The following is a 14,788-nucleotide window of genomic DNA, read 5'->3' as shown; positions in this document are numbered from 1 at the left end:
CCTTCCTCAGTCGCCAAACTTGGCGAGACATTTAACTATTGATGTAGGTACTGGTATGATAGCGTGCATCGAAAACAGCGGCTAGTCCCAATCATGCAGCAGTATCTAATCTACGACGCGAAAAAGGTTCCTGACCCGATATTTTCTCTGTTAAGCCTGTTCGAGGTATTTGCTGAGCAGCCTTGGTCAATGTTTCTTGACTCGGCAGATGCCAGCCATCCGAACAGTCGTTATCAGATTATGGTTGCCGAGCCCATTGCCACCCTGACCAGTCAGCACGGACAAACCATCTTAACAGATGAGCACGGCGCCCATCATTACACAACCGATCCGTTTAAGGTATTAGACTGTGCGCTAAAACGGTATTTTCCTCAGGTCATCAGCAGTGAATTGCCCTTTCATGGCGGTGCACTGGGCTATTTTGCTTATGATCTTGGCCGTTACCTGGAAAAACAACCTAGCCTGGCAGCCGCGGACATTCACCTTCCGGATATGGCACTTGGGCTTTACAGCTGGGCCCTGATCTTTGATCAGCACAGCAAACAATTGTGGTTTACTGACTACACGGGCGATGCCGAAGAAAATTGGTATAAGTTACAACAACGCTTACAAGCGGCCCCTCAAACGTCACGCCACTTTCAGTTAACCTCAGCTTGGCAAGCCAATATGAGCCAACAGCAATATCAAGAAAAGTTTGCGCAAGTACAACAAGAGTTACTAAGCGGTAACTGCTATCAAATTAACTTAGCGCAGCGCTTTAGTGCAAAGTATCAAGGGGATGAATGGCAAGCCTATAAACTGTTACGTGAGAAAAATGCCGCACCTTTCTCGGCGTTTATTCGCATCCCTGAAGGTGCGGTGATCAGCATGTCACCTGAGCGTTTTATTAAACTTACCGATCGACAAATCGAAACCAAACCGATTAAAGGCACTCGACCGCGTGGGCTTTGCCCTGAGACCGATCAAGCTGAAGCCGATGCGCTGACCCTATCTGAAAAAGATCGCGCTGAAAACGTGATGATTGTCGATTTACTGCGTAACGATTTGGGTAAAGTCAGTGAAGCCGGCTCAGTGAAAGTACCGGCATTGTTTGCTATCGAAAGCTTCCCAGCGGTACACCACTTAGTCAGCACTATCACCAGCACCTTAGCAGCGCCGTTCAGCGCCTGTGACTTATTACGCGGCGCCTTTCCTGGAGGCTCGATCACCGGTGCGCCGAAAATCAGTGCTATGCATATTATTGAGCAGTTAGAACCGCATCGGCGTAACGTGTATTGTGGTGCTATCGGCTATATCAGTAGTAACGGCAATATGGATACTAATATTGCCATTCGTACCTTGGTTTGCGAACAAGGACAACTGCATTGCTGGGCCGGCGGCGGTCTGGTGGCAGACTCTGATGCCGATAGCGAATATCAAGAAACATTAGATAAAGTTGCCCGCATTTTACCGGTACTCTCGGCTACTCGCTCTGATCAGGACGATGATGTTAGCCGCGCAGTTTAAAAATCGCTTTTTGCTGCAGCCTGGTTTGCCGCCGCAAAGCGAGTTACTGCCTATCGAGCAAGCCACGCACGTTAAACAAAGTGCGGTGCTGGTGCCGATTATTGATTATGGCGACAGGCTCAGTGTGTTATTTACCCAGCGCTGCTGGCATTTAACCCATCACCCAGGACAAATTAGTTTTCCGGGCGGCAAACTGGAACACGCTGAAACGCCTGCGGCCGCTGCGCTACGCGAAACCGAAGAAGAAATTGGCGTTACAGCCAACCGTATTCAGCTATTAGGGCAGTTGGGCTCACATCATACGCTGACCGGTTTTCAAATTAGCCCCTGGGTGGGTTTATTGCCTGCCGGCACCCCGATCATTGCCGATCCGGCTGAAGTCAGCGCGGTGTTTGAAGTGCCACTGACTTTTTTCTTGACCCACTGAACTGCCATGAACTACGGCTGCCTTTGCGCGGGCAGGCTCGACAACTGCATTTTATGCCTTTTGAGAACAAACTGATTTGGGGCGCCACCGCAGCCATCATGGCGCAATTGCTGCAACACATCCGCTAACTGAGCTTTAGCCCTGCCACCCTGTAACGTTTTCAATACACCAGCGTGCTATTTGCTTCGGCAAACTCAGAGTCGACAGGTCTGCTAACCGGCTCGCGGCTTACAGTCTGTCAGTGCTTCAGCTACAATGGCCTGAACAACACCCCTGCATAAACCAAAATGGAAACGGCCGGGTGCAAGGATTTGCCCACACGCTAGCCCTGCCCTCTGTTCGTCAGCCAATGAGAATTCAGAAGTAGATTTATTATGATTATCAGTGCATTTGATATGTTTAGTATCGGTATCGGCCCCTCTAGCTCACACACGGTTGGCCCGATGCGCGCCGCTAAAAAGTTTACCGAAGACTTAGCACAGCATGAGATGCTACCTCAGGTAGCCAGTGTAAAAGTAGAGCTTTATGGCTCACTTGGCCAAACCGGTATTGGCCATGGCACCGGCAAAGCCGTTATTTTAGGCTTATCGGGCTATCTGCCAGAAACCATTGATCCTGATGCCGTTGACGGTATTTTAAAACAAGTACACGACAGCCAACGTTTACAATTGGCACAGCAACACTCGGTCAGTTTTGCCCGCGAAGGCGCCATTATGTTTCATCGGCGTAAAACGTTAAAAGAGCACTCTAACGGCATGGAGCTGATTGCTTTTGATGCCGAGAAAAATGTCTTGCTGCGCGAAATCTACTTTTCGATTGGCGGTGGCTTTATTGTTAAAGCCAGCGATTTTGCCAAAGAAAAAGAGGCGGCCAGCCAATTTGCCGCCGATAACCCGCCCCCCTTTCCGTTTGAATCTGGTGCCGAATTACTCGCGTTGTGTAAAGAACACGGTTTCTGTATTGCCGGCTTAATGCAAGAAAATGAAAAAGTACTGCGCAGCACCCAGCAAATTGAAAGCGAGTTAAATAATATCTGGTTAACGATGCGCGCCTGTATCGAACGGGGTATTCGAACTGAAGGCATTTTACCCGGCGGCCTGAAAGTGCGGCGACGCGCGCCAGGGCTTTATAAACGTTTAATCGCTGAAAAAAGCAATGATCCGCTGCAAGTGATGGACTGGGTTAACCTGTTTGCTTTAGCCGTCAACGAAGAAAACGCCGCCGGTGGCCGTGTCGTAACGGCGCCGACCAATGGTGCTGCCGGTATTATCCCCGCGGTGTTGATGTACTACGATAAATTTATTCAACCGGTAACCCCAGAAATCGCCTCGCGTTATCTATTAACGGCGGCGGCTATAGGTATTTTGTATAAGAAAAATGCCTCAATCTCTGGCGCTGAAGTGGGCTGTCAGGGCGAAGTTGGGGTTGCGTGTTCCATGGCCGCCGCCGCCTTAACGGAAATTCTTGGAGGTAGCCCGTCACATGTCGAAAACGCCGCCGAAATTGGTATGGAGCATAATCTTGGGCTAACTTGCGATCCGGTCGGGGGTTTAGTGCAAGTACCTTGCATTGAACGTAACGCGATGGGCGCCATTAAAGCCATTAACGCTTCACGCTTGGCGATCCGTGGTAGTGGCGATCACAAAGTCTCGTTAGATAAAGTGATTAAAACCATGTGGGATACGGGTAAAGATATGCAAACCAAGTACAAAGAAACATCACGTGGTGGTTTAGCGGTTAATATTATTGAGTGTTAATGGCTTTTTAATATCCCTGCTTGTGCAAGTGAAGTCAGTAAGGCCTTGGTCTCACTGACTTTGCTAAGCAGCTTAAACATAATCAATCTTGCCTAACCCCTTAACCAAGTGCGCTTTAAAGTCTTCAAGCTGTTCTACAGCAAATACAAAGCTTGGTAATTTGTTGCTATTAAAAGGTAACGAAAAATACACTTGCTGCTCCACCACATCTAGCGCCACTTTTTGTACTTTCTTTATTTCTATATTCGCCTCGCCAATCAGCATTTGCTCAGCATTAAAGCGCACATAATTCTTCGGATCGTTGATCAGCAATGGTTTTGGTGCTTTAAATAACGACGGTAGCCAAAAAGGATAACTCAGTAAAAGTAAACCATAGAGCGTTTCGAACAGCCAAAACTGGTCAGTTATATAGCGATACGCTAAGTAGAGGATGCTCAATAACAACCAGATTGCAAACAGGATGCGCGGTTGTTGGTAAAAAGGCTTAGCCTGCACAGCCGATGGTATTGTACTAAACTTGGTCATTTTACTGCTAACGTCCTTGTTCATTTGAGCGTTCGTTAATAAAACGCGATAACGGCGGCCCATGCCATACACTAATAGGTTACCAGCCGGTTCTCGCGGCTTAATTCATGCTGCTAAAACCGTCTGGTGTTATTTAGCGCCTTGCAAACCTGTTTCATCCCAGTCTGCCGCAGTAGGCTCAACGATTTCCGCCGCTTGATAATCTTTTAATAACTGCTCGGCCCGTGGCATGTCTTCATCAGCCACAAATACATTTGCAAAGCCCATGGTGCCAATATCGCCAACAGCGCCTTGTAAATAATGCCCACCAACATGAGCGGCAATATCATGAGCTTGTAACATACCGGCGACGATATGTGCTTCGATTATTTCATGCGCTCGAAAGACTATTTGCATACTTCATCCTTTTCTTTGAGCTTAGTTGAAAAACCAGTTTGCCACCAGCACCGCACCTAAGCAATAAAACAGCATTGGCCACAGGGTATAGCGGATGATCTCACCTTCACGGCCATTTAAATTAACCACACTGGCCGCCGCCACCACGTTCACCACACAAATCATATTCCCGGCATTGGCGCCAAGCATTTGTAAGGCCAGCACCAACTGACTACTCACGTCAGCTTCTAACGCCATGGCGTGCTGAAAACTGCCAAACATCAGATTAGAAAAGGTTGCAGAGCCTGCAATAAAGGAACCTAAGGCGCCAACAAAAGGCGCTAGCCATAACCAACTCTCTGCTAAACTGCCTGCGGCTAGCTGAGCTAAGGCCATCGGCATCGCCGGCAAACCCGCGTCATTCAAATCAGAGTGTAAAAAAATCCGCACCATGGGCACGGCAGCGGCCAAGGCAATCACGGAAGGAAGCAACATCTTGTAACTGTCTTTAAAGGCATGGCGCAACGTCTGGCGCGGTGCCGCCAACATAAAACAGGCTAAAATAGCAATGATCACAAAAATCGTGCCCGGTAAATACAAGGGCGCAACACTGACATTTAAGCTAGAACCGATAATACCCTGCCATTGCCAACTCACTTGTTGTAACCCGCTTTTAAAGGGTAAAGCCGGCACGCGGCTTAGCACCAGCAACAACGCTACCATCAGATAGGGTAACCAGGCACGCCAAAGACTTAAGGTGGGCGCAATGCTTGGCTCTGTTGCTACAGAAGAATTAGCTAACACGCTCGGCAGTAAAAAACGGTACTTGGCGGCAGTGCAAACCAAGGCTAAGCCCACTAAGGCACCTAATACAGAGGGAAACTCTGGACCAAACGCCCACGCCACCCAATAAGCTGGCACAGTAAAGGCTAAGCCGGAAAACAGGGCAAACGGCGCCATTACAAAACCGGCGCGCCAACTGGCAGGCGTACTGAAAAAACGGGTATACAGCACACACATCAACAGCGGTAGCCAAGAGGCCACCATAATATCAATACTAATCGCAATAAGGGCTATCTGCTGTAATTCGCTGGAGGAGGTGCCGGGTACACCTTGCGCAATCCCCACTAACACCGGCGTACCCACTGCGCCGAAAGACACGGCACTGGAATCGGCAATCAGTGCCAACACCACGGCCGCTAGCGGTGGAAAACCCAAAGCGACGAGTAAGGGTGCAGCAATGGCAGCCGGGGTACCAAAACCGGCGGCACCTTCTAAAAAGCTGCCAAATAGCCAAGCAATGATGATCAGTTGTACGCGTTTATCCGACGAAATCTGACCAAAACCCTGTTTGATGACCTCTAAAGCACCACTTCGCTTCAACACATTGAGCAGTAAAATAGCGCCAAAGATAATCCAAATAATGGTCGCGGCAATCACTAAGCCTTCTAACACGGCAGCACTTAATTGCTGTAACGGCATCTGCCACACGCTATAAGCCAATAGCGCGCTAAGCAGTAAACTTAGCGGCATCGCCTGCTTTGCTGGCAGGCGAAATAACACCAATAAGATAAATACACTGAGCAGCGGCATGGCCGCTGTCAGAATTTGCCACAGGGTCATGCCACGCTCCTTGGGCTGATTACTGGCTGGTCACTAAAGACGCCTGATGTTTTTCTTGCCGACTAGGCATGGCACAGATAACGAACACAAACAGTCTACCGATGATCGGTATAAAACTCACTAACACCCACCACGGATTCCAGCCTATACTGCGTAAACGACGAACTGTGGCGGCGGTTACCGGCAAATACATAAACAACATATAGGTCAAAGCGACCATGCCTTTCGTGCGTAAAATGGCATCAATGATTAAGAACACGACAATCACCACCAGATGCAGCATATAAAAATGCACATAAGCTTTGCGTTCCGTTAAACCACGCCAATCGGCATAACGACCAAACTCCTGCATAAAGTTACGGAACCACTTAGGTACATGCTTTTTAGCATCTTCTAGCATCACATACAGCGCCGGAATTAACACTAAGGTAATCACCGTAGCAAACAGGATCCCAAAGGCCAAAGACACTGCCATAGGCACTACAATTTTTGCCTGTAAGCTGCGCTCAAACACAATCGGCACTAAACCCACAAAGGTGGTTAATGACGTCAGCAAAATGGCGCGAAAACGTTGCGTACCGGCTTCCACAACCGCTTGCTTTATCGCAATACCTTCTGCCCGCGCACGATTCACAAAGTCAACCATGATCAAACTGTCGTTCACCACTACACCGGCCAGCGCGACCAAACCAAATACGGACATGATACTTAAGCTTAACCCCAACAACATATGGCCGATTAACGCACCGACTAAACCAAAGGGGATCACACTCATAATAATTAACGGTTGCGCATAAGACTTTAGCGGTACCGCCATCAAGGCATAAATACAGAACAAGGCAAAGGCACCGGCAATTAATAAATCACGAATGGCATCCACTTCATCCTGACTTGCGCCATCAAGCTCACCGGTAACACCTGGGTATTTTTGTTCCAGCTCTTTAATAAGGGTATTACGCACTTCGGCGACCACTTTACCCGGTTCAATTCGCGCTTTATCAGCCGCCGCGGTAACGGTAACGGCTCGTTCACCATTAACCCGGTTAATGGCACTAAAGCTGGGCTGTAAGGTGTAACTGGCAATTTGTGAGAATGGCACTTCGCCGCCGTTAGCGGTGCGCACACGCATGTTCTCTAAATCACCAATCGAACGACGCTCTTCTTGTGGGTAGCGCACCATCACTTTAATTTCTTCGCCATTGCGCTGAATACGCTGCGCTTCGGCACCATAAAAACCATAGCGCACCTGACGCGCTAAATCAGCTAAAGTGATGCCTAACACATCGGCCTCGGGCTTCAGCGCCAGCACAATTTCATCGTTGCCGCCGAGCAGGTTATCTTCAATATCAAAGACCCCTTCATAAGTGGCTAAACGCTCTTTTAATTCTGCAGTGGCTAATTGCAAATTAGCCAAATTGCTGCCGCGTAATTGCAGCGCAATGTCAGCCCCGCCACCAAAACCAGAGCTACTGAGTTTAAAGGCTTTTAAGCCTGGAATTTCTGGGATCTGTTCACGCCAGCGTCGACCTATTTCGTTGCTGTCCACTTCACGGCCTTCACTTTTATCCAGTTCAACTTGCAGTTGCCCCGCAGTATCGCTACTGAGGAACACTAAACGATGTTTAACAACTAAATCTTCGCCTTCTGCTAACAGCTCTTTATCTACCCGCATTAACGCTGCTTCAATTTCTTTCATGGCGAGCACGGTTGCTTCGTTAGATGCGCCCTCTTCCATTTGCACTGTAGCGCGTAAAAAATCATTCGGCACATCAGGAAAAAACACCCAACGCACAAAACCGGCCGAAATGACCCCAAACATTAAAATCAACAAGGCAAAAAATACCGCCATGGTTAAATAGCGAAATTCGATGCATTTCTCAATAAAAGGCCGGTATTTCTGTTGAATAAAGTGGTTTAAGTGGCGAGTAACCGCGCCACGGATTTTTTTCAGGGTATTGCTACCAAAACGACCTAAGGCATAAATACCGCCTTTATCGGGATCCCAAGGTTTGGTGTCCATATTGGCAATGTGCGCCGGTAAAATCAGCTTAGATTCCACAATCGAAAACAATAAACACAACACCACAACCCAAGCAATCGAGCCCCAAATAGCCGATTGTGCGCCGCCGACCAATAGCATGGGCACAAAGGCAGCCACGGTGGTTAACACCCCAAAGGTGGCGGGCATCGCCACTTTTTTTGCCCCAGCAATGACCGCTTCGGTTGATTTACCGCGTTTTTCAATTTCGGTATAGGCACTCTCGCCGATGATAATCGCATCATCGACCACTATCCCCAGCACCAAGATAAAACCAAATAAACTGATCATATTGATGGACACATCAAAAAAGGGCAGCGGTAACATGGCCAAGGCACCCAAGAAACAAATTGGAATACCCACCATCACCCAAAAAGCAATGCGGAATTCTAAAAACAGCGTGAGCGCCAGCAGCACCAATAACACGCCATACAGCAGGTTGCTGGTCATTAAATCCAAGCGGCCTTGCAAGTAATAGCTCGAATCACCCCAATAATCTAACGAGATACTCGGTGGCAGCTCATTGCGTTTGTTTTCAACATATTTTTTAACTGTTTCAGCAATTTGTAGGGTGTCGTCTTCACCTACCGCATCAATGCGCACCGTTACGCTATTTTGACCATTAAAAGTCGCTAAACTGGCGCGTTCAATAAAACCATCGGTCACTGTCGCGATATCACTTAATGTTAAGCGAGTACCATCAGGGTATTTCACTAGAACAATGTTGTCGAAATCGTTTTGATCGTAAGCTTGGCCTTTGGTGCGCAGCAAAATATTGCCGCTTTCTGAACGAATTGAACCACCGGGTAAATCGACCGAGCTGCCGCGAATGGCACTGACCACTTGATCAAAGGTTAAACCGTATTCACGCAAGCGTGATTCAGGGATCTCAACAGAGATTTCGTAGTTTCGAGCAGAAATGACATCAACCTTACTCACACCCGGCTGTTTTTTAATTTCATCGCGAATGGTTTTCGCCAGTTCTTTTAATGCCGCCTCTGAGGCTGCACCATAGAGCGATAGAAACATCACATTACTTTGAAAACGAATCCGATAGACTAATGGCCGCTCGGTTTGCTCTGGCAGAGTGGAAATAGAGTTCACCTGCGTTTTAATCTCTTCCATTACCTCGGTAATGTCATAACCCGAGGCAATTTCCGCCACAACCGTGCCTAAACCTTCAACCGCCGTTGAGCGAATACGTTTGATACCGTTAACGCCCCGAATGCTCTCTTCGATTTTATCAATAACGCCACTTTCCACTTCTTGTGGCGCAGCACCTAAATAAGGCACTCGAATATTCACTTGCTCTAGCTGAATTTCTGGAAAAGCTTGTTTTTTTATGGTTAAAACCGCCGCAACACCCGCGAGCAGCAAAATAATCATCAACAAATTGGCCGCTACGCTATTGCGAGCAAACCAAGCAATAATACCTGTTTCTTTATTCATTGCCGGTTGCCTCAGTTGCGCTTGCGAGTTGCTCGGTTGTTACCGCAGGCGAATCATTATCTAACGCATCCTTGGGCGTATCACCCGCCACGCGCACCACAGTACCACCAATCGGATTGGTGACCGGTGATACCACTAAACGATCGTTCGGCATAAAGCCCGCATTAATATAGGCAAAATTAGCATCAGCGCGTGCTAGGTTAACTTGGCGAAATTGCAAAGTGTTTTGCTCATCGACAATTAACACCCGATTTCCCGCTTGCAGTAAATGCCGTGCCACTTTGACCACTTGTGATGCGGCAATACCACTGATTTCAGCTTGTACAAAACGACCAAATTGCAGCGGCTGGCCGGCGGCATTTTGCCGCTGATAGGGATCGGCTACTTCTGCCACGGCATAAATCACGCGGCTGCGCTCATCCAATACCCCTTCGGTGCGAACGATAGTGGCTTGCCATTGCTGCGGCTGACCTGCTACCACAGTGCTTAAGCTCACCGGAATAGACAAGCTTTGTTGCGTGTTGGCTGGCGGTAAAAAACCAAAATCGGTATCCGTTAGTGGTAAACGAATTTCGGCAATCTCAGTGCCGTAAATCATCCCTAACTGAGAGCCGCGAGTGATAAATTGCCCTAAGTTGGCGCTGCGGCTATTCACCATACCGGCATAAGGCGCTCGGATCTGTGTTCTGTCAAGATCACGCTGTGCCCGCTCTACTTCGGCTTCGGCTGCTTGCACGCTGGCTAAGGCACTGGCCAATTGCGGTTGGCGCAAACCTAACGCCGGGGCTTTGCCTTCGGTAAAAGAGCGCCATTCGGTTTCAGCCACGCGGCCACGGGCTTTTTCTTCTTCTAGCTGTGCCTTGGCACCCGCCAATGAGGCTTGCGCCGCCTTGACTGCAGTTTCGTAATCGGCCGGATCCACTTGAAATAACAAGTCGCCTTTTTCAAAAAAGCCGCCCACCACAAATTGCTCTGAGACCGCGACAATACGCCCGGTAACTTCAGAGATCAGGGTTGTTTCAAGCTTTGGCGTTACTGTACCTTGCGAAGCAATTTTATAAGTAATGTCTTCGGCAGGTAACTCAGCGGCATTGACTAATAAAGCTAAACGCTGCTCTGCCACCTTAGCTGGGGGTTTACGCAACGTTGACAAACCGTAAGCTGAGGCAATGGCAAGTAACAGTATGATGATCGGCAAACCGACCCGCATAAATTTTGAAGACATAAGATGATCCTGAGTTTAATAAGAATTTTCTATTTGCCATCATACGCAGAATTACGACAGATCGTTGCATTGGTCTGTTAATTTTTGTATCCATAAAAATACGCCGCCAACCCGTGTCGCCAATACCTTTCAAAACGCTTTTGCAAGCAAAGGCGCTAGTACAAAGGGCTTAGCGCTGTTCGCCAGATAGCGAGTAGCAGCTAGACCTCAGCAAGCCGTATTATTACGCCTGAATGCAAAAAACATTTTGTTACAAACTAATGATGCCAAAAAACCTGCCATGCTTAATTTTTAGGCATTGGCAAAATCGTTACATTGCGTTAGGGTTATGAGGTACTAAACATGATGCTTGGCATCATTTTGGTATAATCCCTAAGCCGCAACAGGAGTGTGCAATGAGCATTAGTAAGCAGTATTTGAAAACCAAACCCGCTTGCAAAGTGACCTTTAAGTTGGCAGCTGCTCGCCTGCCTGATGCTACACAGGTTGCTTTGTTAGGGGAGTTCAACGATTGGGATCCTGCAGCCCTTTTGATGAAGAAGAGTAAAGCCGGTGATTTTAGTGCCAGTATTACGTTAGCCAAAGATAGCGAATATCAATTTCGCTATCTTATCGATGGTACTACTTGGTTAAATGACGATGAAGCAGATGGCTTTGCACAAAGCGATATGTCGCATGATCAAAACTCAGTATTAAAAATTTAATTAACAAGGGGCATATCGCCCCTTTTTTTCATACCGTCAGGCGTTCAATTTAACTAATAAATTAACCTTTATTGTTGCCTTTGCGCAGCGTTAGCACTTTTCTAAAACTAAACAGCCAACAGAATATCCGGCGCCAAATGAGCATAAAATGGCTTTATCACCCGTATCCAGTCCTTGTTGATACAAATGAAAAGCAATAATCGACCCTGCTGAAGCCGTATTGGCATAAGTATCTAACACTAACGGCGCTTCTTCAGGTAAAGGCTCGCGCCCTAAAATTTTCCGCGCAGCGAAAATATTCATATTGATATTGGCTTGATGTAACCACAGCCGTTTAAGCTCAGTTGGCGCAATGTGCTGCGCCGCAAGCTCATCTAAAATGACATCGGCGACAATCGGCAATAACTCTTTAAAGACTTTGCGCCCTTGTTGTTTGAAAAAAGGCGTACTGGCATCATGCTGATCAAAGCAATGCTCGGTGTAGCCAATATCACAACGAATATTATTAGAGAATTCAGTTTTCAGGCGCATGCCTAAGATACGAAAAGCGTATGGGCTATTTGCGGTTTCTTCCGCTTCAATAATGGTTGCAGTACACACATCACCAAAAATAAAGTGGCTATCGCGATTACGATAATCGACTTGTGGCGAAGCAAACTCGGGGTTGACCACCAGTACAGTTTTCGCCGTGCCACCGCGAATTGCATTGGCAGCATTACTAATGGCAAAGGTGGCAGAAGAACAGGCAACATTCATATCAAAAGCATAACCGCCCGCTCCTAGCTGCTGTTGCAGCTCTATTGATAAAGCCGGATAAGGGCGCTGCATGTTCGACGCCGCACAAATAATTAAATCGATATCTGCCGGTGTTTTATTCGCTTGAACTAAGGCTTGATGCGCGGCAAACAACGCCATTTCAACCATTTCTGGCATGTGTTCTTCACCACGCTTTTGAAAAATAGGCCGCATCACGGCAGGATCTAAAATGCCGTCTTTATACAACACATGTCGCGATTTAATGCCCGAGGCTTTTTCAATAAACTCGCAACTAGAATACGCCAGTGCCGCTAACTCGCCTGCGGCAATCGCTTCAGCATGTTCCGCATTATAATTATCGGCATACTGATTATAACTTTGTACCAATTCTTCATTACTAATAGTTAGTTCTGGCGTAAATAAGCCAGAGCCGCTGATCACTATGTTTTTCATCGCGCCACCTTGTGCAATTGTGAACCTTTGTCACTTTTGTGGCTCAGTATAACAAACTTGCTGGTCAGAGGTGATGCCAAGTTCAGTTATTGCAGAATATTTCAGCAGTTAACCTGCTGTTTACTGCCGCCATGCTGGCGATCAGGTACACTTAACTTAAGAAGTTCGGTTTTTTGCTGCTAACGACCTAACGTTGGCTAACCGACGACCTCACAGGAGAGTCATGTTCCGATTGATCATGTTTTTAATGGTGTTGCTGCTGCCAAACATTGCCACGGCGCAAACAAGCTTGCGCCTGACGGGTTTATCTGGCGAGCTGGAAGATAATGTAAAACTTTATCTTGACCGTTATACACCAGACGAGATCTCCACAGCACTGCGTTTTCAATCTCGCTTAGAAGATGACATTAGCACGGCTCTGCAAGCACTGGGCTATTACCAGAGCACGGTCAGCATTGAACTTCAAAACAGTGGTAAAAATAGTCGGCTGCTTATCCAGGTGGATGCCGGTGAGCCCACGCTTATCAACAAAGCCAATATTCTGATTAACGGCGAAGCGCAAAACGATAGTGATTTTCTGGCACTATTAAAACAAGCCCCCCAAGTTGGCCAAACCGTGCATCATGGCCGCTATGACAGTTTTAAAAAAGCGCTGACGAATTTAGCTCTACGCAAAGGCTATTTTGAGGCAAATTTTAGTCTTGCTCGTTTAGAAGTGGCGCCGGCGCTGAAACAAGCCTTTGTACAACTGACGTTTGACAGTGGCCCGCGTTACCGTTTTGGCCCGGTGAGGTTTCAAGGCAATCAAATTGAAGATGCCCGCTTACAAAGTTTAGTACCGTTTAAAGTGGGCGATCCTTATCTGGCAACACAATTGGGTGAATTAAACCAAGCGATTGCCAACACCAGTTGGTTTTCTTCTATTTTAGTCACCGGTAATACCGATCAGGTGGCCGAACATATTTTACCGGTGGATGTTGAGCTAGCACCGCGCAAACGCAACAGTATCGAGACCGGTATTGGTTTCTCAGATGATGTGGGCGCGCGCTTGAAGCTCAATTGGTTAAAACCTTGGTTAAATCAGCGTGGCCATAGCTTGGACAGCAAATTAGCGCTGTCGGGGGCCGAGCAAAGTATTCAGGCGGCCTATAAACTGCCATTAGAAAGCGTGGCCACCGATTTCTGGCAATTACAATACGGCCTGCGCAACCGTGATTATCAAGATACCTTGTCAAAAGAGTCTAATTTGGCATTAGAACGGCATTGGCTACTGAGCAACGATTGGTATCGTACGGCATCGCTACGCTGGTTGTATGAGGATTACACCCAAGCCGATCAACAAGACACCAGCAGCTTAATTATACCCGGTATGAGTTTCTCGCGCAGCCGGCAAACGGGTTCAGGCATGCCAACTCGCGCTGATCGCTTGTTAATTGGCGTGGAAGTAGCAGATAGCAGTTGGGGCTCTGATGCTAGCTTTGTCAGGTTACGAGGTCGAGCGGGCTACATTACCACTTTTGCCAATAATCATCGTTTCGTCGGTCGGCTGAGACGCCGGTGCCGTGCTGATGGAAGATATCGATAACTTACCGCCATCGATCCGTTTTTTCGCTGGTGGCGATAACAACTTACGTGGCTACGCCTATGAATCTGTTTCACCTCTTAATGATGAAGGCGAACTGATTGGCGGTCGTTACATGACAACGGCCTCACTAGAATATCAATATCGGGTAAAGGGGAACTGGTGGTTAGCCGGCTTTACCGATTATGGCAGTGCTTGGACAGATACCCCAGATTGGAAACTCGGGGTCGGCTTTGGTGTACGCTGGGCCTCGCCTGTTGGCGCCGTCCGTATCGATTTAGCTTGGGGTTTAGATGCCGTTGACTCCCCTTTCCAACTCCATTTCTCTTTAGGACCTGAATTATGATTACTCGGTCAGTACAAAGGAG

At 47.7% G+C, this 14,788-nt stretch carries 12 protein-coding genes; 6 read left to right on the top strand and 6 right to left on the bottom strand.

Annotated features, from left to right (window positions below):
• The first annotated feature begins 93 nt into the window (after window positions 1–93).
• The 3 genes from pabB to ACUJFL_RS08435 all read left to right on the top strand — a co-directional run bounded on the left by pabB (window position 94) and on the right by ACUJFL_RS08435 (window position 3,690).
• Window positions 94–1,506 carry an aminodeoxychorismate synthase component I gene (gene pabB, locus ACUJFL_RS08445; protein WP_445428999.1) on the top strand — a complete coding sequence of 471 codons (1,413 nt, stop codon included), beginning with the start codon at window positions 94–96 and terminating at the stop codon, window positions 1,504–1,506.
• Window positions 1,484–1,933 carry an NUDIX hydrolase gene (locus ACUJFL_RS08440; protein ID WP_445428998.1) on the top strand — a complete coding sequence of 150 codons (450 nt, stop codon included), beginning with the start codon at window positions 1,484–1,486 and terminating at the stop codon, window positions 1,931–1,933. The genes pabB and ACUJFL_RS08440 overlap by 23 nt, the downstream gene beginning before the upstream one ends.
• A 377-nt stretch (window positions 1,934–2,310) precedes the next feature.
• The gene (locus tag ACUJFL_RS08435; protein ID WP_445429070.1) at window positions 2,311–3,690 is read left to right on the top strand and encodes an L-serine ammonia-lyase; all 1,380 of its coding nucleotides are present in this window, start codon (window positions 2,311–2,313) and stop codon (window positions 3,688–3,690) included.
• A gap of 72 nt (window positions 3,691–3,762) precedes the next feature.
• Here the strand turns inward: ACUJFL_RS08435 and ACUJFL_RS08430 are convergent, their stop codons facing one another.
• The 5 genes from ACUJFL_RS08430 to ACUJFL_RS08410 form a co-directional block, all read right to left on the bottom strand.
• Window positions 3,763–4,215 carry a hypothetical protein gene (locus tag ACUJFL_RS08430; protein ID WP_445428997.1) on the bottom strand — a complete coding sequence of 151 codons (453 nt, stop codon included), beginning with the start codon at window positions 4,213–4,215 and terminating at the stop codon, window positions 3,763–3,765.
• 129 nt (window positions 4,216–4,344) lie between these two features.
• Window positions 4,345–4,611 carry a putative signal transducing protein gene (locus tag ACUJFL_RS08425; RefSeq protein WP_445428996.1) on the bottom strand — a complete coding sequence of 89 codons (267 nt, stop codon included), beginning with the start codon at window positions 4,609–4,611 and terminating at the stop codon, window positions 4,345–4,347.
• Window positions 4,612–4,632: 21 nt separating this feature from the next.
• Complete coding sequence (locus ACUJFL_RS08420) at window positions 4,633–6,213, bottom strand: L-lactate permease (RefSeq protein ID WP_445428995.1); 1,581 nt, start codon at window positions 6,211–6,213, stop codon at window positions 4,633–4,635.
• Window positions 6,214–6,232: 19 nt separating this feature from the next.
• Entirely contained in the window at window positions 6,233–9,700 is a 3,468-nt protein-coding gene (locus tag ACUJFL_RS08415; RefSeq protein WP_445428994.1) for an efflux RND transporter permease subunit, read from the bottom strand.
• The gene (locus ACUJFL_RS08410; protein ID WP_445428993.1) at window positions 9,693–10,925 is read right to left on the bottom strand and encodes an efflux RND transporter periplasmic adaptor subunit; all 1,233 of its coding nucleotides are present in this window, start codon (window positions 10,923–10,925) and stop codon (window positions 9,693–9,695) included. Before ACUJFL_RS08410 ends, ACUJFL_RS08415 begins: the two co-directional genes overlap by 8 nt.
• A 395-nt stretch (window positions 10,926–11,320) precedes the next feature.
• On the opposite strand from ACUJFL_RS08410, the gene ACUJFL_RS08405 reads away from it, so the two are divergent.
• Entirely contained in the window at window positions 11,321–11,629 is a 309-nt protein-coding gene (locus tag ACUJFL_RS08405) for an isoamylase early set domain-containing protein (RefSeq protein ID WP_445428992.1), read from the top strand.
• Window positions 11,630–11,719: 90 nt separating this feature from the next.
• Here ACUJFL_RS08405 and ACUJFL_RS08400 read toward each other — a convergent pair whose 3' ends face one another.
• The gene (locus ACUJFL_RS08400; protein ID WP_445428991.1) at window positions 11,720–12,838 is read right to left on the bottom strand and encodes a beta-ketoacyl-ACP synthase III; all 1,119 of its coding nucleotides are present in this window, start codon (window positions 12,836–12,838) and stop codon (window positions 11,720–11,722) included.
• A 223-nt stretch (window positions 12,839–13,061) separates the two neighbouring features.
• Here ACUJFL_RS08400 and ACUJFL_RS08395 point away from each other — a divergent pair, with 223 nt between their 5' ends.
• A complete protein-coding gene (locus tag ACUJFL_RS08395) occupies window positions 13,062–14,423 on the top strand; it encodes an autotransporter assembly complex protein TamA (protein WP_445428990.1) in 1,362 nt (453 codons plus the stop codon).
• Complete coding sequence (locus tag ACUJFL_RS08390) at window positions 14,407–14,766, top strand: autotransporter assembly complex protein TamA (RefSeq protein WP_445428989.1); 360 nt, start codon at window positions 14,407–14,409, stop codon at window positions 14,764–14,766. The genes ACUJFL_RS08395 and ACUJFL_RS08390 overlap by 17 nt, the downstream gene beginning before the upstream one ends.
• Window positions 14,767–14,788 lie beyond the last annotated feature (22 nt).

It is taken from the genome of Alishewanella sp. HL-SH05 (assembly GCF_052655985.1).
Note: the sequence above shows the minus strand (reverse complement) of the source record. Positions and strands in the feature narration are given on the sequence as shown.